Genomic DNA, 18,282 nt, shown 5'->3' on the forward strand with positions numbered 1-18,282 from the left:
GATCACCGCAGCTCGAAGGTGGTTGCCCCCACCTTGATCACGTCACCCAGATGGATCGGGGTGGGAGCCGAAATTCGCTTGCCGTCGAGGAACGTGCCGTTGGTGGAATCGAGATCCTGGAGCATCCAGTCCTCGCCCCAGAGCAGCAGACGTGCGTGGTGGGTCGAGGTGTAGTCGTCTTTGAGGATCACATTGGAATCCGAGGAGCGGCCGATGCTGATCGGGCCGGTGCCGAGCGGACGGTCCTGGCCGGCACGCGGGCCGGAGAGGATCACCAGGCGGTCGCAGGTGTGGGTGTTGGCGCGGGTGCGGCTGGTGGCCGAGGAGACCGGGGCTGGGGCTGCCGGACGAGGCGCCGGTGCGGGCGGAACCGCGACCGGCACCGGTTTGGGTGCGGGAGCCGCGGCGGCCACCCGGGGTTTGACCTTGCGGGCTGAGCGACCAAACAGGTCGGCTCGCAGCGAATAGACCACGCCAAAAACAAAGAGCCAGAGCAGGATCAGGAATCCCAGCCGAAGCACGAGGAGGGTGAGATCACTCATACGGGGTTCCCCCAGAATCCGTCGTTGTTTTTCTCGGCCGGTTTGGGTGCCGACTGAGCCAGGAGGCGATAGGTGATCTGGGTGCGGCCGATCTGGATGACCGAACCGTCCTCAAGCAGGGCCTGGCTGACACGCTGTCCGTTGAGCTCGGAGCCGTTGGTGGAACCGAGGTCGTGGACCTGGGCGCGCTTGCCATCCCAGAGGATCTCCACGTGTTTCCGTGAGGTTCCGGGGTCGGCAATGGTGATATCGGCGTCGGATCCGCGTCCAATCACGGTGCGGGCTCGGGCCAGCGGATAGCGCTGACCGGCAATATCCAGCGCGGGAAGCCACACCACGTCGGTCTGCGGATCCTCGGTGTCCACCCGCATGATGCCCTCGCTGAGTCCCTGATCCGGGCGCAGCGAGATGCTCACGGCGCCGGCGAAGGTGTAGCCCTGGGCTCGGCCGTACTTCTTGACGATCGCCACCAGCTCTTCCACCAGAGCACTGCCCATCTTCGACATGCGTTCGAAATCGGTGGGGGCCAGGTACACGGCAAAGCTGTTGGCGGCCAGGATGCGATCTCGGCTCACCACGGCGGCCGTGGTGTCCAGCTCACGCTTAAGAGCCGAGGAGATTTCCACCGGCTGCAATCCCGAGCGGAAGGTCTTCGCGAACGCACCATTAACGGCGCGCTCGAGACCCTTCTCGAAACTGTCCAGAATGCCCACAGATCTCCCCGGGGTGTTGGTTGAGGTGCCGATCGGCTAGGCCCATGTTAGTCGGCGAGGCTGAACCTGGCATCTCAGAACGCGCGCTCGGGCCTGGAATTTGTTCAAATCTTTTCCGGTTCCCGGAGGTTTTCGGGCGGGACTCGCGCCGAAAAAATCCGGGTAACACCGGGGCGACACGCCCATCGGTGCCGAAGAATGCCCCTCGATTAGGGATCCAAATGAGGGCTGTGATAATCTCATGAAGTCCGCACGGAAGTGAGGAACGAATACACGAAAGTGTGTCAATTGCGCGAGTGGCGGAATGGCAGACGCGCTGGCTTCAGGTGCCAGTGCCCGTAAGGGCGTGGGGGTTCAAGTCCCCCCTCGCGCACAATTGATCGAAAGGCTCCCCAGCTGGGGAGCCTTTCGTCGTTTCCGGATACTTTGTGCATGGCCACCCCGCTCGAGCATCGTTATCGAGGACCCCATCGTTGTCACATAACTAACGTTAAAAATCTTTTGTCAGGATTTCCCCGCTGGGACGTTAAGTAGGTAGATGCGGGTCTGTGGACCTGAGGTTTTGCCAGGGGGCGAAACCGGCGGACAGGGGAATCAGCGGTGGCAGAGAGTGTGGGATCAATCCTCGGAGTCGGGGTACCCGATGCCGGTGTTCCGGGAGTGACGCGGCGCCTGAACGGCGCCGCCATCCGTCACGCCCTGTTCACGATGCTGAGCAGTCGGCTGGGATCCACCGTCATCCTGCTGGGGATTGCCGCGCTCTCGGTGGCCACCGCGCACCTCGGGGCCGATGCCCGAGGAATCGGGATCACCGAAGCCTTTTTTGCCGGTGCCTACGGAGACATTCCGAACTACGTCATGACCCTCCTGCTCACCCTCGGATACGCCAGCGCGTTTTTGGCGCGCAGCGAGGATGCCGATGGTGGCCTGAAGCTGTACGCCGCCCTGCGTCACGGGAGCTATCGACGCTGGAGCGCGGCGATCCTGATGCGTGAGATTCCGCACGCCGCCGCGTTCACGATCGGCGTGGGGATCGTGCTGGTCACCGGATCCGCGATGCTCGAACACCAGATGCCGATGTTTGTCGCCGAATCCGCGGTGTTCCACCTGGGATTGCTGGGGCTCTTTGCCTCACTGCTGGTCTTTTGTGCGCTGGCGACCATGCTGGTCTGGTCCACCCGAAAGGTTGTCCTCGCCTGGGGTATCACCATGCTGGTTGCCGCCGTGCTCGGCTATCTGATCCCCGCCGATATCGGCTGGCTCAACGTCGTGGCCCCCTACAGCGCCCTGCACGACGGCGCCAGCGTGGGTGCGCCGATCTTTGCCCCGGCCGGAGCCCTGGTGGCCGCCAGCATCTTCGCCGCCGCGGCGCTGTGGCGCTCCTCCGCCAAAAACGCCGACGGTCTGCTCTAGTGTTCACCCTCAACTCGGTGCCCCGGCAGCGCCCGGGAACACCGGCCGTGCCGGTGATTGCCGTGTCCGCGGTGGGGAAGTGTGTGCGCGGAAACACGCTCTATCGCGACGTGAGTTTTGACATCCTCGAGGGATCCTTCACTGTGATCACCGGTTCGCACTGCACCGGAAAATCGATGCTGCTGCGAATGCTGTGCGGATTCACCACCCCCGATAGTGGGAGCGTGCGCATCGACCCGGCCTACCTTCCCTACGGGCGGACCTTCCCCGAACGCTTTGGGATCACCATCGATCGTCCGCGGTTTATCCCCGGACGCACCGGCCTGGAAAACCTGCGCACACTGGCGGCCATTGCCGGGGTGGTGAGCGAGGAACACCTCGTTGCCACCATGCGCCGGGTGGGCCTTGAGCCCGATAACCCACACCGGGTACGCGGATACTCACCCGCCATGGTTCAGCAGCTCGCACTGGCCCAGGCCCTGATGGAGGATCCGCGGGTCCTGATTTTGGATGAGCCCTTCTCGGACCTGGATCCAGACAACCGAGAGCGTGTCATCCGGATCCTGCGCGACCTGCACGCGGCGGGGACCACGATTGTGGTGGCCACCCAGTCCCTGACCGATGTCCAGGAGCTCGCCACCCAGCACCTGATGATCCGGGACGAAACAGTTGAGACCTATTAACCGTTCAAAGATTTTTTCGGGTTGAATGTCAGGAATCCTCCACTGCGTCGATAGACAGGGTGGGAGGCAACAACGCAAGCAAGAAAACTGAGTGGATGACTAGGCAGCAATCGGCGGTGTTCGAGCACGTGTTCCATGCGAACTACGTCCTTGTTCGACGCTATGCGGAGCGGCGCGTACCAAGCGCGGCGCTCGCCGAAGACATCGCGGCCGAGACGTTTACGGCCGCCTGGGTCCGATACCAACAGGGAGACTCGATCGAGTTGCCCTGGTTGTATCGGGTCGCATCCAACAAGATCAACGACCACTTCCGATCCGCCGAACGTAAACGAGCCGTCGAAGAGACCCTCGAACGCGTGCTGTCGGAGCAGGAGGAGGGCGCGGACACGCTGGAGAAGATCGCACTCGGGCGCTCGCTGTTGAAGCTCACGGACAGGGAACGGGAAGCAATCCTGCTGACCTATTGGGAGGGCCTTGGGGCCGCAGAAGTTGCGGTGGCTCTCTCCTGTTCCGTGGCGTCGGCCTGGGCGATTCTCAGCCGGGCACGGAAGAAACTCCGTGTCCTGATGGGCGAGCCGTTTGTTGCTGGAATGACCGATGGGGGACGCAAATGAATACGGGGAATGACGCGCTCGCGAGGCTCATGTCCGGCATCGATCCGGCCACGACTCCTCTCGGCTCCGCACTCGGTGAACGCGAACTCGCGCTCCTTGAGCGTGTTCAGAGCACGAGCGCACACATTCACAGCCACACGGGTCTTCGATCCCGGGGCACCAACCACGGCCGCGCTGCACGCATTCGCCGGTTCCGGGTGCCCACGTTCGCGGTTGTTGCGTCCCTCATCGCCATCCTTGTGGTGGCGGCCACGTCGATGTCGCTCTGGCCCGGGCAGACCCCGCTGGCCCGTGCGGTGACCCCTCAGCCGCTGGTTGCGGTTCCCCTGGACAACCAGCAGCCCGAAACCCTGCTGCAGTCGATGAGCGAGTCGCTGCGGGGGGCTCATCAGCCCGCGGCCCAACGCGTGCGCTTCCAAAACTGGGCGCTGGCTTTTACCCCCGATGATCCACCCCGGTCGATCGTGCCGCAGCGCTTTGACATCATCAGCCTGCCCGATGGATCCACGGTGTCCGAGCGCCGTGCGGCGGGCAACTTTGATTCCGCCGGACATCAGCTTTCCGGATCCGACGGGCCCGCACCCGGAACCCTGTTGGATCGACACACCTACCAGCCCGGCCAGTACGGCTATCTGTTTAGCAGCCCCGACGGGGTCACCGACTGGGGTGCCTACCTGCGCTCCGGCGGGGGACTGGGGGCAACGCCGAGCACGGGCGACTACTTCACCGCGGTCAAAAACCTCCTGGTGGAGCGGGCGCTGACCTCCCTGCAGCAGGCAGAAATGCTGGCGTTCCTCGCGACTCTGCCGGATATTCGGGTGGACGGCACCGTGACCGACCGACTCGGACGGACCGGTGTCAGCATCAGCACCGAATCCCGCGATCCGGGACGCACCCTCGATGTTTTGGTGGTGACCCCCACACGCGGTGTAATCGCATACGAAAACGTGTATACGGGCACCGACCGATCTGATCTCCAGGCACCCGCAGTAATTGACTACAACGCCTGGTTCTAGAAAGGGAAACATCACATGAAACTGAGCGCCCGCGTCCTCCCCGCCGCCGCACTCCTGGCCACGCTGCTGATCGGTGGCACCACCGCCGCCCAGGCGGCCACCCCGAGCCGTTCCGACCAGGTTCAAGACCGGGTCAACCAGGTTTTGGTTGAGTTCCCCGGTGGTGTGCAGACCGGACCGGGTGAGGTCACCTGGAATGGCGGTGAGACCATCCTGAATATTGTGCTGGAGGGGAGTCTCTCGACCTTCGCCGTTGGTAACTGTGCCACGGGCAGCATGTGTGCCTATACGTCCACGGGCGGGGCCGGATCAAAGATCTCATTCACCAGCTGCACGGCCACGAACTCGGTGGCCCCGCTGGGATCCGCCGTTCGGTCGGTGGCGAACGCCCGCTCCTCGGGAACCGCCTTCGGATACAACGGTTCGTCCCCGGTGCTGGTGGTTCCGGCCGGCTCGCAGGTCAACACCAGCGCCAGTATCACCCGCGTCGGCTGCTAGGTTTTTCCGAGCCCCCGTCACCCGGCCGGTGACGGGGGCTTGTGGGTGAGTGCGGGCACGAATCATCCAGGTCTCCCCACCCGTGGTGTTAGATTCCTGGGATGATCCCCATCGCCCTCATTCGTCCCGCTCGGGCCTCGGACGCCGCCGCCATTGGTGCCGTGCACGCTCGTGCCTGGCAGGAAACCTATCGGGGGGACGTGCCGGATGCGGTACTGGATGATCCCGAGGAGCCTCGGCGTCGCGCGGATATGTGGGGAAAAATGCTGTCGAGGCCGATCGGATCCGATCGTTTCTTAAACGTGGCCGAGATCGCGGGCACCATGGTGGGCATCGCGATGTCTGGGCCCGCCGAGGAGCCGGATGTCCCGGGAGCGAGCGAGCTCAAAGTCCTCTATGTCCTTGCTGAACAACACGGGACGGGTCTCGGCGCGCGGCTCCTGAATTCCGTCCTTGACCCGGACTCCCTCGCGGTCTTATGGGTGCTCGACCCCAACCCGCGTGCCCAACGCTTCTATCGCAAGCACGGCTTTGTTCCCGATGGGGCCGCCCAGGCGTGGGAGTACGATACGCGGGAAATTCGGATGGTGCGGGCCGGTAAGTGGCACCCCCGTCCGGGGGATGTTACCGCCTAGACACCGGGCATTCATTCGCGACACATAGCGTCGCAGGCGGCCCTCACGCCGCGAGTGATGTCGCGGGCGTGCACACCTCACCGTCTAGGACATCCGTGATTTCCCTTCGTTCCACCCCCGCACGCCTTGTGCTTGGCGCGGGAGTATTTGCCCTGACCCTCGCGGTCGCCGCCGGTGCCGGTGCCGAGACCGGCGCTCACCTGAGCTCAAAGCAGCCCTATCGGGAGCCCGACGCGGCGACCCTGGCCGGATACACCCACGCCCCGGATGGCTATACCCCGCTGCTCACCGAATCCGTGGCCCGCCATGGATCGCGGGGGCTGTCCGAGTATAAGTACGATGCGCTGCTGACCCGACTGTCCGAGACCGCGCTCGCCGAAAACGGGTTTGTGAGTCCCGAGATCGGGCAGCGGTTCCTGGCCGATCTGCGGGGGATCACCGCCGCCAACGTGCAGAACGGCTATGGCCAGCTGACCGGTCAGGGCGCGACCCAGCACCAGGGTCTCGGGGAGCGCGCGGTCGCCCGCAACGCGGCCCTGTTTGCCCAGGCCGAAAAGGACGGCGACCGGATCATCGCCGAAACCTCGGGGGAGGCCCGCGCCACCGAGTCGGGCACCAACTTTCTGGCCGGGGTGGCGAAGGCCGGTGCCGGCGCGTTGACCCGGGGGATCACTCCGGAACCGCGCCCCGATCTGCTCTACTTCCATAAATCACAAAACCCCGACGGCACCACCAAGCCCGCCGGCTCACCGGAGCTTGCGCGTGCCCAGGCCTATGAGGCCTATGTGGCCGCGCAGACGGCCCCGGGCGGGACCATTTCCGCGGCCCTCGACTACATCAACGCTCTGCCGCGTTCGGTAAGCGCCGCCGACGATGTGCTCTCGGGCATCTTCACCCCGGACTTCATCGCCAAGATCGGGACTCCTGGTCACGTCTGGTACAACACCGTGGATGGCACTAAGAAGGGCGCGGTGAGCTGTGCGCCCGGTGCCGATCCGGCCAAGGATAAGTCGGCCTGCGGGAGCCCCAAGAAGGTCATCGCGACCCCGGTGGATGCCGCCATGACGCTCTACAACCTCTACATCATCGGTGCGGACATGACCGCCGAGAACACCGGTGACCACACCTTCGATTTTGGTTCCTATCTCAACGGGCGCGATGCCGACCTGGAGTGGTTCGCCTCGCTGCTGGACGCCGAGGACTTCTACGAGAAGGGTCCGGGGCTCGCGGGGCACGACGATACCTATCGGGTGGCTCAGCCGCTGCTGGATGACTTCTTCACAACCATCGATGACCGGGTGGCCGGGAATAAGGTGGCCGCAACATTCCGCTTCGCCCACGCCGAGACGATCATCCCGTTTGCTGCCCTGCTCAAGCTCCCGGGATCCACTCGGCAGGCCCCGGATAACGCGCACCCGCAGTCACTGAATGACGTGTTTGACTACACCAACAACCCGTGGCGCGGGGAGGCTGTGACCCCGATGGCCGCCAACGTGCAGTGGGACGTATCCGGCCGGGTGGGCACCGATCCGGCCACCGGCCGGGCGTTTACCCCGCTGGTGCGGATGCTCTACAACGAGCAGGAGATCGGCTTCACCGATGCGTGTGTTCCGGTGGCCGCCGGCTCGACCTGGTACAAGGTGTCGGAGCTCAAGCACTGCCTGAACGGAGCCGAGCGGATCGAGGATCCGCGGATCGCCGCCGCGCCCGTGGACCCGACCGCGAGCCCGGACCCGACCGCGAGCCCGGACCCGACCTCGGCGCCGGACCCGACCGCGGTTCCGACGGCGTCTCCGGCACCGACCAGCGTGGCACCGAACGATACGGTGCGCACCGGTCCGTCCTCCGCGAAGCTTTCGGCTCACCCGGCGGCCGCGGGGGCGCTGGTGTCCGCCGGTCTCGAGGCCGAAAACCTGATGCCGCTCGCCCTGTTGGCCAGCAGCGCCCTGCTCCTCGGCGCGCTCGCCGTGGGATGGTTTGTCCTGCGTCGTCGTCGCCTCGAGGAATCCGAAACCGAGCTCTAGCTCCACACACGGCAACGGCCCCGACCGGGATCTCTCCCGGCCGGGGCCGTTGTCTATCGTGTTAGTCGCGATCCAGGATCGCCCGCACCCGCGGGATCACCTCGGTCCCATACAGCTCGATGCTCGAGAGCAGCTGCTCATGTGGCATGGTTCCGTTAGCGTACTTGAGGTCGAACCGGTCGGTTCCCAGGAGCTTGACGGTCCGGGCGATCTTCTTCGCCACGGTGTCCGGGGAACCCACATACAGCGACCCGTGCTCGATTTCGTCCACGTACTCCTGCTCGGTCATCGCCGGCCAGCCTCGCTCGGCACCGATGCGGTTACGCATCACCAGCTGGTGCGGCCACAGCTCCTCGCGGGCCTGGGCGTCGGTCGCGGCGATGTGTCCGGGGGAGTGCACGCCGAGCGGCATGCCGGTGGACCCGACCTGCTCCTGCGCGCGGCGGTAGAGGTCCACATACGGGACAAAGCGTGCGGGGTCGCCGCCGATGATCGCCAGGGTCATCGGGATGCCGTACTCGACCGAGCGCACCACGGACTCGGGGGAACCGCCCACTCCGATCCAGGCGGTCACCGCGCCCTTCTCGGTGCGCGGGTACACACGCTGGTCCTTCAGGGGCGGGCGAATGGTGCCCGACCAGGTCACCGGACCCTCGCTGCGCAGGGTGGCAAACAGGTCCAGCTTCTCGCTGAAGAGGGTCTCATAGTCGGCGAGGTCGTAGCCGAACAGCGGGAAGGACTCGGTGAACGAGCCGCGGCCGAGGATGACCTCGGCGCGCCCGTTGGAGAGAGCGTCGAGGGTTGCGAAGCGCTCATAGACGCGGATCGGGTCATCGCTGCTGAGCACGGTCACGGCGGTGCCGAGCTTGATCCGCGAGGTCTGACCGGCCAGTGAGGCCAGGATCATGTCGGGGGCGCTGACCGAGAAGTCGTCGCGGTGGTGCTCGCCGATGCCAAAGAAGTCCACTCCCACCCGGTCGGCCAGGACACCCTGGGCGACCACGTTGCGGATAACCTCGGCGTCGCTCAGACGGGTGCCGGTGGCGTCGACGGTGGCATCGCCGAAGGTGTCGAGTCCAAGCTCGAGGGGTCTGGTCATGATGGCTCTCCTAGGGTCGACCGATTTCGATGCATTTGCATACAATAACCGGATCGGAGTGAATCTATTCCCACCACACCGAATCGGTTATCCGACCGGCACCACCGGCTCAACCGATTTCAGGGCCGCCAGGCGTGCGCGATCGACGTGCACCCCGTGGGGCAGTCGGGGGAGCGCCTCGGGGAGTGCGCCCAGGTCGCGGTAGCAGTGCTGCAGGGCCGACACCATCGCCCCCACGGCGCCGGAGAAGTCGTCCAGGGTTGCCAGTTCCAGGCGCGGCGCGAGCCGGAGGTGGCCGCCCAGCAGTTCCTGATAGCGCGCCAGCTCGGGGGCGAGGGCGCGGGAGAGGCCGCCGCTGAGCACCACCGTATCCGGGTCGCATGACACCGACACCGCGGTGAGGGCCACCATCAGTCCCTGTTCAAACTGCTGACGGAGTGCGGCGATGCGCGGGGCCGGATCGCTCACGAAGAGATCGGCCGGGCTCTCCAGTGCAATCCCCGCGAGCTCCGCCTGGCGCAGGATTCCGCCGCCGGTGACCAGGTGTTCAAGCCGGGCACCCATCGGACCGATCGGAAGCTGGCCGAACTCACCCACCAGGCCGCGGGTTCCACGCAAAACCCTACCGTCCATCGCCAGCGCGCTTCCCAGTCCAAACCCGAGGCTCAGCAGGGCGGCATTGGGGGAGTGGGCGGCGGCACCGAAGTGCAGCTCGCCCAGCAGGGCAAAGTTGGCGTCGTTATCGCAGACGACCGCGCAGGGCAGTGCCGTGCGCAGGGCGGCGAGGAATTCGGTGCCCTCGATCTGCGGCAGGTTGGGGGCGTGGGAAATGCGCTGCTCAGGGATCTCCAGCGAGCCGGGGACCCCGAGGGCGACCTGGCGCAGGGGGGCGGCGAATCCGGCCGAGAGGTCGAGGATGACTCCGGCGAACCAGTCGATCAGCGCCGGGAGGTCAAGTGTGCCGGGGGTGGCCAGCTCGCGCACGGCCAGCGGGGTTCCGTGGATATGGCCGATCACGATCCGGGTTTTGCTGGCACCCAGATCCACCCCGGCCACGATGCCCAGGTCTGCACGTAGGTCGAGCTGCACCGCCCGGCGTCCGCGCTGCTCGGAGACGATCTCCTGGGTCTCGGTAATCAGGTTCTCGCCGATCAGCTGTTCCACGGCGCGGGTCACGGTGGCGGCGGAGATCCCGGCGGCGGTGGCGAGTTTTTTGCGGCTGGCCGGTCGCTCCAGCAGCAGGGTGGTGAGCACGGCGCTGCGATTGAGTTCTCGAGTGTCCTGGACCATGGTGCTCCCTTTTGTGCTCAGCCTGAATCTAAAAGTACCGCATGTTCGGGTTCTCGGTGGGCGTATCGCGGTTTTTACGGCCTGGAAACACGCCCGACACATTCGCGAGTTTAGATTTGATTGCTCGATGAAAATAAAACCAGAATCGAGTTCGCGATGGTGGGCAGGTTATTCGGGGGCAAAACCGATCGCGATATCCCTCTCAATCAGCAGTCGCACCTGGAAGGTCACCCCATGCACATCACCCGCCCCGGCCGACGCTTCGGCGCCCGCATCGCCATTGCCGGAGCCATCGCGCTCTCGCTCACCCTCAGCGGCTGTGCCGCCACCTCCGGTCCGGCCTCCACGCCGACCAGCAGTGCCACCCAGCCCACCCTGACCTTCGCCGGCCCCAACGGCGAAAAGCCCGACGCCCTCAGCGCGCTCTCGCTCACCGCCGACGAGATCGCCAAGGTTAAGGCCGGTAACTTCACCGCCGCCTTCGTCTGGCACACCTCCTCCGACTTCGTGACCGCCGTAGAAAAGGGTGCCCGCGAGGAGTTCGAAAAACTCGGCATCAAGGTGGTCGCCAGCACCCAGGCCGGCTTCAACGCGGCCACCCAGGCCAATAACGTCCAGACCGTGCTCGCCCTGCACCCCTCGATCGTGGTGGGTATCGCCGTGGACCCCACCTCCGCCGCCAAGGCTTTCCAGCCGGTGGTGGACTCGGGCACCAAGCTCGTGATTATGACCACCCCGCCGGCCGGATATAAGGCGGGCAAGGACTTCGTCTCGATCGTCACCGAGGACCTCAGCAAGGCCGGCAAAGCCAACGCCGACATCATCGGCAAGGAGATGAAGGGTGAGGGTGAGGTTGGCTACCTCTCCTACAACGCCAACTTCTGGTTCACCAACCAGCGCGACCAGGCCTTCAAGGACTGGCTGGGCTACTCCTACCCGAAGATGCAGATCGTCGACAGCGAGGGTTTCGCCGACGAGACCGCGACCCAGACCATCGCCGCCGCGATGATCGCCAAGCACCCGAACATGAAGGCGATCTACGTCTCCTGGGCCACCGCGGCTCAGGGTGTGGTGGCCGCCATTCGGGCCGCCGGACGCACCGACATCAAGGTGGTCACCAACGACCTCGACACGACCCTGGCCGCGGCCATGGTGGGGAACGGTCCGGTCGCCGGCCTGGTGGGCAATGGTTCGCTGGGAATCGGGCAGGGCCTGGCCCTCGCCGGTGCCTTCGGTGTCCTGAACAAGCCGGCCCCGGCCCTGGTGGCCTCGGACCCGACCTCGGTCACCGGCGACAACCTCAAGGACGCCTGGAAGGCCGACTACGGCTCCGACCTCCCCGCGAGCGTGGGCAAGTAACACGCCCCAAAGACCGATGGGTGGTCGTGTTCCCCCGCGCGGCCACCCATCATTTCCTCCCCGTCATCCCCTCTCCCCGCACCGTCGGGTGTGATCTAGGAGCACATCATGACCCAGGCAATGACCGTTCTCGGTCCGGTTCCGGTTTCGGAACTGGGGCGGATCATGCCCCACGAGCACCTGCTCTCCCTCACCCCCGGCCCCTGGCAGGTGGGTGGCCCTGGCAGCGAGGCGGCCGCCGCGAACGCGGTGGATCTCGCGGTGGATGCCTTGTCTCGGCTCCCCGAACTCGGCTTCTTCACCGTGGTGGATCTCAGCCCCTACGGGGTTGTGGGTCGCGATGCCCAGGGGGACAACGCGGCCCTGCTGCGCGAGGTTTCCCGGCGCAGCGGACTGCACATCATCTCGGGCACCGCACTGTACCTGGAGTCGTATTCGCCCGGGTGGGCCCGCGAGGCCAGCCTCGATGAGCTGGTCACCCGCCTGGTGCGCGACGCCACCGAAGGAATCGGATCCTCCGGGGTACGCGCCGGCGTCTTTGGCGAGCAGGCCACCGGACTGAATGTGATCTCCGCCCATGAGGAGAAGTGTCTGCGGGCCATCGCCCGCGCACACCGGGAGACCGGGTTGTCGATCATGACCCACACAACCCACGGTTCGATGGCGCTGGAGCAGATCGCCCTGCTGCGCGCGGAGGGTGTGGATCTGGACCGGGTGGTCATCGGCCACCTCGATACCCAGCTCGACCCCGACCTGCCCCGCCGGATCCTCGACACCGGCGCCCGAATCGCGATCGACACCATCGGCAAGCAGGACTGGGACTTCTTCCTGGGCCCGGCCCCCGCGGGGGAGCGCGGCGAGGGGGAGTATCCCAAGCGCGCGTTCCACCGCTCCGATCGGGGCCGCGCCGACCTGGTGGCCGCGCTCGCCGCCGAGGGTCTGGCCGGCCGCATCCTGCTGGCCCAGGACCTCACCGGTGCCGAGGTGTGGCTGAACCCCGATACCCACGGCCAGCACGGCTACTCCTATTTGGGTGAGGTGTTTGTGCCGATGCTGATCGAGCGCGGCGTCTCCGAGTCCAATCTTGAACTCCTGCTGGCCACCGGTCCCGGGGAGGTGTTGGGACTGTGAGTGCCGCCACACACCCCGCCGTGGTGGTGGGCATCGACCTGGGTGGCACCAAGGTGCGCGCGGCCCTGGCCGATACCCGGGGCAGACTCCTACACCGGCTCACCGAGCCCACCCGTCCGGGAATCGCGCTGATCGCCCAGCTCACCGATATCGTCACCCGGCTTTCGGTCCTGGCCCCGGATGCACTGGTGGTGGGCACGGCTATCGGCGGTGCCGGGGTTCCGCTGCCCGATGGGAGCGGATTCACCCAGGCGCCGAATCTCGGCGAATTGGGCGAGGTTTCGCTGGTCGCCGAGCTGCGGCGTCGGCTGGGTCACCCGGTGGTGATCGAGAACGACGTCAACATCGCCGCCCTCGGCGAGCTGCACGCCGGTGCCGGCCGCGAGAGCGAGAGCTTCGCCTTTGTCTCGGTGGGCACCGGGATCGGCGTGGGACTGGTGCTTGCGGGGTCCGTCTGGCCTGGGGTCAGCGGCGCCGCCGGGGAGGTTGGATATCTTCCGTTTGGCAGCGATCCTCTCGATCCCCGCAATCAGCGCCGCGGTGCCCTCGAGGAGGTTGTGGCCGGCAACGTGCTGGCCCAGCGCCTCCCGCAGCCCGCCGGGGAACCCCCGCACACCGCCCGCGAGGTTTTCGCCGCGGCCGAGGCGGGGGATCCGCTCGCGATCCGGGCACTGGACACCCAGGCGCGCTGGCTCGCCCACACCCTGCTCGCCATCGACGCGGTGGTGGATCCGGGCCTCTACATTCTCGGCGGGGGAATCGGGTCCAGACCCGAGCTCCTCGCCCCCCTTGATCACTGGCTGGCGCGTCTGGGACGCCCGGGACTGCGTGTCCGCAGCAGCGAACTGGGCGATGACGCCCCGCTGCACGGTGCCGTCCACCTCGCGCTCGCCGCGGCGATCACCCCCTCCTCCCTCCCCAGAGAAAGTGAAGCATCATGACCGTGACCCAGGCAGACGGAACACTCACCGTCGGCGGTCGTTTCCGCCGGGTGAACTGGCGGCAGTACGTCGTCTACATCGGATTTATCGTTGTATTTATCTACTTCGCCGCAACCCAGGGGGCGAACTTTGTGAACCCCACCACCCTGGTGACCATCATCACTCAGGCGACCCCGATCACCGTGATGGCGGTGGGCACGGTGTTCATGCTGAGCCTCGGCGAGATCGACCTGTCGATCGGCTCCACGGTTGCGCTCTCGGCCCTGGTGGCCGCGGTCTCCCTCCAGGCCACCGGACAGTGGTGGCTCGCGGCGCTCGCCGGATTGGCGATCGGCGCGGTGGTGGGTCTGGTCAACGGACTGTTTGTCACCCTGGTGCGCCTGCCCTCCTTCCTGGTCACCCTGGCCACGATGGGTCTGGTCGCCGGGCTCGCCCAGCAGCTCACCAACCTGCAGTCGGTTCCGGTGACCGAGCCGGTCTTCAGCTGGATCTTCGGTGCCGGAGACATCGCCGGGATGCCGATCCTGGTGGTCTGGAGCATCGTGATGGTGGCCCTGGGCTGGCATGTGCTGCGTCAGCGCCGCTTCGGTGCCCACGTGCTTGCGGTGGGTAACCGCGCGGCCGCCGCCTCGGTCAGCGGGATTCGGGTGAACCGGGTCAAGCTCATCGTGTTTGCCCTGAGTGGGGTGACCGCGGGTCTCGCGGGTCTGCTCTACTCGGGCCGTCTGGCCGGTGCAACCTACACCCTGGGTGGATCGGACCTGATGAGTGTGCTGGCGGCGGTCATCGTCGGCGGCACCGCGCTCACCGGTGGTAAGGCCTCGATGATCGGCGCCCTGGTGGGCAGTTTGTTCATGAGCATGATTAACTACGGCCTGCTGCTCGGCGGCCTCACCGTGGCCCAGCAGATGATCGTGCGCGGCGTGATCATCCTGATCGCCGTCTCCCTCTCCCTCCGCGCCAAGAAGAGCAGTTAGGACCCGTCATGTTTCTTGATCTCCTGCGCCGCCGCAACCCCGAACTCCTGCGGGTTGCCACCCAGTTCCACCGCGACGGATTGATCCCGCCGAACACCTATGTAATCGACCTGGATGCGGTCACCCGCAATGCCGGTTACATTGCGACCGAGGCCGCCCGCTTTGGGTTCACCCCGTTTGCGATGACCAAGCAGATCGGCCGCAACCCCGATGCCTCGGCCGCGATCCGTGCCGGGGGAATCACCCACGCGGTGGGGGTAGACCTCGAGTGTGCGGTGGCCGCGGCCTCGGGCGGACTGGCCACCGGACACCTCGGACACCTGGTCCAGATCCCGCGGCACAGCGCGGCGACCGCCGCCGCGCTGAACCCGCTGTACTGGACCGTTTTCTCCGAGCAGAAGGCCCGCGAGGCCGGTGCCGCGGCGCTGGAGCTGGGGCGAGAGCAGGATGTGCTCGCCCGCATCTTCGCCCCCGGAGACCGCTTCTACCCGGGACACGAGGGCGGGTTCGAGGCCGACCAGATTGCCCGGGTGGCCGACCGCCTGGATGCGATCCCCGGAGTGCGTTTCGCCGGGATTACCACCTTCCCGGCGACCCTGTTCGATCCCGAATCCGGCACCGCTAAGCCCACCCCGAACCTGGGGACCCTGACCGAGGCGCTGCACGAGCTGGACTGGGCGGGCCGGCACAACATCGTGGTGAATGCCCCCGGCACCACCTCGACGGCGATCTTCCCCGCGCTCGCCGAAGCCGGGGCGACCCAGGTGGAGCCCGGACACGGGCTCACCGGGACCACCCCGCTGCACGCGGTCCAGGACCTCGCCGAGGACCCGGCCATCGCCTACGTCTCCGAGGTCTCGCACCTGTGGAACGACCGCGCCTATGTGTTTGGCGGCGGACTCTACGTGGACCCGGTCCTGGGTTCGGCACGCACCGAGGCGCTGGTGCTCGGTGCCCAGGACGACCCGGCTACGGCGGTCCCGCAGCAGGTAGATATGCCCGACGCCTCGGCCATCGACTACTACGCCACCATCCCGGGGGCGGGCGCGCACCGGGCCTGCCCGGGGGATACCGTCATCTTCGGATTCCGCCCCCAGGTGTTTGTCACCCGCGGTTTGACCGCGGGGATCTCCGGCCTCTCCACCGGAAACCCGGTCCTCGCGGGCATCTGGTCCGCCGATGGTTCGGCACCCCTCACCCACGCCGCCGATGGTTTCGCCACCGGTACGTCGGGTACCCACACCGCAGCCCACAACGCCGGGAGCAACTCATGAGCACCAGTACCGACACCTTTGCCCTCCAGCTGGACGGGATCACCAAGCACTTTGGTGGCATCGTCGCGATCAAGCACTTCGACCTGCAGATCAAACCCGGTGAGATCGTCGCCCTGGTCGGCGATAACGGAGCGGGCAAATCCACCCTGGTCAAGATCATCTCGGGGATGTACCAGCCCACCGCCGGCGAGATCCGCTTGAACGGTGCCCCCACCAACTTCCGCGATCCCTCGGATGCCCGCACCAAGGGTGTCGAGGTGGTCTATCAGGACCTGGCCCTGGTGGACCTGCAGCCCGTCTACATGAACATGTTCCTGGGGCGCGAGCTACGCAAGAAGCCCTTTGGGACCCTGGACCGTCGCGAGATGGCGGCGCAGACCCAGGCTCTGGTGGACGAGCTGGACGTGCGTATCCCCTCGGCCAAGGCACCGCTGAGCGACCTCTCCGGTGGTCAGCGGCAGGGCATCGCCATCGCTCGGGCCACCAACTGGGCGAGCAGCCTGGTGCTGATGGATGAGCCCACCGCGGCCCTCGGTGTGGCCGAGACCGCCCGGGTGGAGCAGATCATCATGCGCCTGCGCGAGCGTGGAGCCGGGGTCCTGATCGTCAGCCACAACATGGAACAGGTCTTCCGGGTGGCCGATCGGGTGACGGTCCTGCGCCGCGGGACCCAGGTGGCGACCAAGCGCATCGACGAGGTCACCCACAACGAGCTGATCGCGATGATCACCGGGCTCACCTCATGAGCGAAAAAGAATTCCCCACGGAGCCCGGCGCAGACTATAGCCTGGGAGCCATGTCGACCGAGAACAACCTGGATGCCCCGAACAAAGACGTGCGTGTGCCCGGTGCGCTGATGCGTGCGGAGATCGCCGAACAACCCGTGCGCTGGCGCGAGCTGGTCCGCGAATCCCGCGCACAGATTGATGCGGCGGCCGCGCTGATCACCGAGGGCAAGCCCGAACTGATCGTGATGGTGGCCCGCGGATCTAGCGACCACGCCGCCAACTACGCGCAGTATCTGATTCACGCGGTGCTGGGGATCCCGGTTGCGCTGGCCACCCCGGCCAGCGTGCACCCGAATGCCCCGCAGCTGCGCTACCCCAATGCGCTGGCCATCGCGATCTCTCAGTCGGGACGCTCCCCGGACCTGATCGCCACCGTGGAGTCGATCCGCGCGGGTGGTACCCCGGTGCTCAGTCTCACCAATAACGGTGACAGCCCGCTGGCCGAGCTCGCGGACGTCGCAGTGGACCTGTCCGCCGGTCCCGAGCTCTCGGTGGCCGCGACCAAGACCTACACCGCCTCACTGCTGGCCATCGTGCTACTGGTGCTGCGTGCGGCGGGGGAGGAGTGGGACGCGATTCTGCCGCGGGTTGATCTGCTCGCCGACAGCGCCGAGGCCTTCCTAGCGGACCCTTCGGCATCGGCCGCGGCGCTCGCCCTGCTCTCGGGACGGGAGCGCATCGTGGTGGTGGGCCGCGGAGTCTCGATGTCCTCGGCTCGCGAGGGTGCGCTCAAGCTCATGGAAACCAACGCGATCGCCGCGTCGGGCTGGAGCGCCGCCGATGCGATCCACGGCCCGCTCGGCCAGGTGACTCCGGGAACGGTCGCGGTGGTGCTGACCGGGACCGCACTGGGACGAGACTCGGTGATCGAGTTTGCCGAGAAGGCCCACGCACTGGGTGCCGACGTACTGGAGGTGGGCCCGGGTGTGATCGAGTTCGCCGATGCGCACATCACCCTGCCACAGGTCCCGATGGGAGGGGTGCCGATCCTGGAGACCATCCCGCTCCAGTCACTCGCCCTCGAGCTTGCGCTCCAGCGCGGACTCGATCCGGATTCCCCGGCCGGCCTGAACAAGGTCACGCTCACGCACTAGTTCGCACCATTTTCGGATCCCCTCGTTTTCCCCGCGTACGGGCGAAACGAGGGGATCCGCATGTTTCCGGGGGAGTGCTGTTCCGACACGCCATCAGGCGGGCCGGATTTGCCGGAACCCTGGAACCTGCGTAAAGTAATACTCATCACCCCAAAGGTGCGGCTCGCTAGAGCGGCCGGCCTCAAGCGGAA

The 18,282-nt window shown here is 66.3% G+C and carries 18 protein-coding genes and 1 tRNA gene; 15 read left to right on the forward strand and 4 right to left on the reverse strand.

What is annotated here, in order from left to right; all coding sequences use genetic code 11:
- Window positions 1–2 precede the first annotated feature (2 nt).
- Entirely contained in the window at window positions 3–542 is a 540-nt protein-coding gene (locus tag D9V34_RS05480) for an FHA domain-containing protein FhaB/FipA (RefSeq protein WP_121687878.1), read from the reverse strand.
- A complete protein-coding gene (locus D9V34_RS05485; RefSeq protein WP_121687879.1) occupies window positions 539–1,255 on the reverse strand; it encodes an FHA domain-containing protein in 717 nt (238 codons plus the stop codon). Before D9V34_RS05485 ends, D9V34_RS05480 begins: the two co-directional genes overlap by 4 nt.
- A 290-nt stretch (window positions 1,256–1,545) precedes the next feature.
- On the opposite strand from D9V34_RS05485, the gene D9V34_RS05490 reads away from it, so the two are divergent.
- From D9V34_RS05490 to D9V34_RS05520, 8 genes are all read left to right on the forward strand, one after another.
- A tRNA-Leu gene (locus D9V34_RS05490) sits at window positions 1,546–1,628 on the forward strand.
- Window positions 1,629–1,855: 227 nt separating this feature from the next.
- Window positions 1,856–2,668 carry a hypothetical protein gene (locus D9V34_RS17745; RefSeq protein ID WP_183091864.1) on the forward strand — a complete coding sequence of 271 codons (813 nt, stop codon included), beginning with the start codon at window positions 1,856–1,858 and terminating at the stop codon, window positions 2,666–2,668.
- Window positions 2,668–3,351: an ATP-binding cassette domain-containing protein gene (locus D9V34_RS05495; protein ID WP_183091865.1), complete on the forward strand. Its 684-nt coding sequence runs from the start codon at window positions 2,668–2,670 to the stop codon at window positions 3,349–3,351. Before D9V34_RS17745 ends, D9V34_RS05495 begins: the two co-directional genes overlap by 1 nt.
- Window positions 3,352–3,446: 95 nt before the next feature.
- The gene (locus tag D9V34_RS05500; protein WP_121687881.1) at window positions 3,447–3,965 is read left to right on the forward strand and encodes an RNA polymerase sigma factor; all 519 of its coding nucleotides are present in this window, start codon (window positions 3,447–3,449) and stop codon (window positions 3,963–3,965) included.
- On the forward strand, window positions 3,962–4,981 hold the full coding sequence (locus D9V34_RS05505) for a hypothetical protein (protein ID WP_147441624.1): 1,020 nt from the start codon (window positions 3,962–3,964) through the stop codon (window positions 4,979–4,981). Before D9V34_RS05500 ends, D9V34_RS05505 begins: the two co-directional genes overlap by 4 nt.
- Before the next feature lie 15 nt (window positions 4,982–4,996).
- On the forward strand, window positions 4,997–5,479 hold the full coding sequence (locus tag D9V34_RS05510) for a hypothetical protein (protein WP_121687883.1): 483 nt from the start codon (window positions 4,997–4,999) through the stop codon (window positions 5,477–5,479).
- Between the two features lie 101 nt (window positions 5,480–5,580).
- Complete coding sequence (locus D9V34_RS05515; protein WP_121687884.1) at window positions 5,581–6,114, forward strand: GNAT family N-acetyltransferase; 534 nt, start codon at window positions 5,581–5,583, stop codon at window positions 6,112–6,114.
- A gap of 95 nt (window positions 6,115–6,209) precedes the next feature.
- The gene (locus D9V34_RS05520) at window positions 6,210–8,138 is read left to right on the forward strand and encodes a histidine acid phosphatase (RefSeq protein WP_121687885.1); all 1,929 of its coding nucleotides are present in this window, start codon (window positions 6,210–6,212) and stop codon (window positions 8,136–8,138) included.
- Between the two features lie 61 nt (window positions 8,139–8,199).
- Here D9V34_RS05520 and D9V34_RS05525 read toward each other — a convergent pair whose 3' ends face one another.
- Both D9V34_RS05525 and D9V34_RS05530 read right to left on the reverse strand, forming a co-directional pair.
- Window positions 8,200–9,237, reverse strand: a complete 1,038-nt coding sequence (locus tag D9V34_RS05525) for an LLM class flavin-dependent oxidoreductase (protein ID WP_121687886.1) — start codon at window positions 9,235–9,237, stop codon at window positions 8,200–8,202.
- Window positions 9,238–9,324: 87 nt separating this feature from the next.
- Window positions 9,325–10,527, reverse strand: a complete 1,203-nt coding sequence (locus D9V34_RS05530) for an ROK family transcriptional regulator (RefSeq protein ID WP_183091866.1) — start codon at window positions 10,525–10,527, stop codon at window positions 9,325–9,327.
- A 234-nt stretch (window positions 10,528–10,761) separates the two neighbouring features.
- Between D9V34_RS05530 and D9V34_RS05535 the strand changes: the two genes are divergently transcribed.
- The 7 genes from D9V34_RS05535 to D9V34_RS05565 all read left to right on the forward strand — a co-directional run bounded on the left by D9V34_RS05535 (window position 10,762) and on the right by D9V34_RS05565 (window position 18,091).
- Window positions 10,762–11,886, forward strand: a complete 1,125-nt coding sequence (locus D9V34_RS05535; protein WP_030147546.1) for a substrate-binding domain-containing protein — start codon at window positions 10,762–10,764, stop codon at window positions 11,884–11,886.
- Between the two features lie 108 nt (window positions 11,887–11,994).
- A complete protein-coding gene (locus D9V34_RS05540; protein WP_121687888.1) occupies window positions 11,995–13,017 on the forward strand; it encodes a phosphotriesterase family protein in 1,023 nt (340 codons plus the stop codon).
- Window positions 13,014–13,958, forward strand: a complete 945-nt coding sequence (locus D9V34_RS05545) for an ROK family protein (RefSeq protein ID WP_121687889.1) — start codon at window positions 13,014–13,016, stop codon at window positions 13,956–13,958. The genes D9V34_RS05540 and D9V34_RS05545 overlap by 4 nt, the downstream gene beginning before the upstream one ends.
- Window positions 13,955–14,935, forward strand: coding sequence for an ABC transporter permease (locus tag D9V34_RS05550; protein ID WP_121687890.1), 981 nt, complete (start codon window positions 13,955–13,957; stop codon window positions 14,933–14,935). Before D9V34_RS05545 ends, D9V34_RS05550 begins: the two co-directional genes overlap by 4 nt.
- An 8-nt stretch (window positions 14,936–14,943) precedes the next feature.
- Window positions 14,944–16,209 (forward strand): alanine racemase, encoded by a 1,266-nt coding sequence (locus D9V34_RS05555; RefSeq protein WP_121687891.1) that lies wholly within the window; start codon window positions 14,944–14,946, stop codon window positions 16,207–16,209.
- On the forward strand, window positions 16,206–16,955 hold the full coding sequence (locus tag D9V34_RS05560; protein WP_121687892.1) for an ATP-binding cassette domain-containing protein: 750 nt from the start codon (window positions 16,206–16,208) through the stop codon (window positions 16,953–16,955). The genes D9V34_RS05555 and D9V34_RS05560 overlap by 4 nt, the downstream gene beginning before the upstream one ends.
- 50 nt (window positions 16,956–17,005) lie before the next feature.
- Window positions 17,006–18,091: an SIS domain-containing protein gene (locus D9V34_RS05565; RefSeq protein WP_183091867.1), complete on the forward strand. Its 1,086-nt coding sequence runs from the start codon at window positions 17,006–17,008 to the stop codon at window positions 18,089–18,091.
- The last annotated feature ends 191 nt before the right edge of the window (window positions 18,092–18,282 follow it).

The sequence above is a fragment of the Mycetocola lacteus genome, from assembly GCF_003667575.1.
Taxonomy (GTDB): Bacteria; Actinomycetota; Actinomycetes; order Actinomycetales; family Microbacteriaceae; genus Mycetocola; species Mycetocola lacteus.

What these genes read in the sequence shown, in the direction of transcription:
- D9V34_RS05480 (WP_121687878.1), bottom strand. Translation starts at nt 542, where the DNA reads ATGAGTGATCTCACCCTCCTCGTGCTTCGGCTGGGATTCCTGATCCTG.
- D9V34_RS05500 (WP_121687881.1), top strand. Translation starts at nt 3,447, where the DNA reads ATGACTAGGCAGCAATCGGCGGTGTTCGAGCACGTGTTCCATGCGAAC.
- D9V34_RS05505 (WP_147441624.1), top strand. Translation starts at nt 3,962, where the DNA reads ATGAATACGGGGAATGACGCGCTCGCGAGGCTCATGTCCGGCATCGAT.
- D9V34_RS05510 (WP_121687883.1), top strand. Translation starts at nt 4,997, where the DNA reads ATGAAACTGAGCGCCCGCGTCCTCCCCGCCGCCGCACTCCTGGCCACG.
- D9V34_RS05515 (WP_121687884.1), top strand. Translation starts at nt 5,581, where the DNA reads ATGATCCCCATCGCCCTCATTCGTCCCGCTCGGGCCTCGGACGCCGCC.
- D9V34_RS05525 (WP_121687886.1), bottom strand. Translation starts at nt 9,237, where the DNA reads ATGACCAGACCCCTCGAGCTTGGACTCGACACCTTCGGCGATGCCACC.
- D9V34_RS05530 (WP_183091866.1), bottom strand. Translation starts at nt 10,527, where the DNA reads ATGGTCCAGGACACTCGAGAACTCAATCGCAGCGCCGTGCTCACCACC.
- D9V34_RS05535 (WP_030147546.1), top strand. Translation starts at nt 10,762, where the DNA reads ATGCACATCACCCGCCCCGGCCGACGCTTCGGCGCCCGCATCGCCATT.
- D9V34_RS05540 (WP_121687888.1), top strand. Translation starts at nt 11,995, where the DNA reads ATGACCCAGGCAATGACCGTTCTCGGTCCGGTTCCGGTTTCGGAACTG.
- D9V34_RS05550 (WP_121687890.1), top strand. Translation starts at nt 13,955, where the DNA reads ATGACCGTGACCCAGGCAGACGGAACACTCACCGTCGGCGGTCGTTTC.
- D9V34_RS05555 (WP_121687891.1), top strand. Translation starts at nt 14,944, where the DNA reads ATGTTTCTTGATCTCCTGCGCCGCCGCAACCCCGAACTCCTGCGGGTT.
- D9V34_RS05560 (WP_121687892.1), top strand. Translation starts at nt 16,206, where the DNA reads ATGAGCACCAGTACCGACACCTTTGCCCTCCAGCTGGACGGGATCACC.
- D9V34_RS05565 (WP_183091867.1), top strand. Translation starts at nt 17,006, where the DNA reads ATGTCGACCGAGAACAACCTGGATGCCCCGAACAAAGACGTGCGTGTG.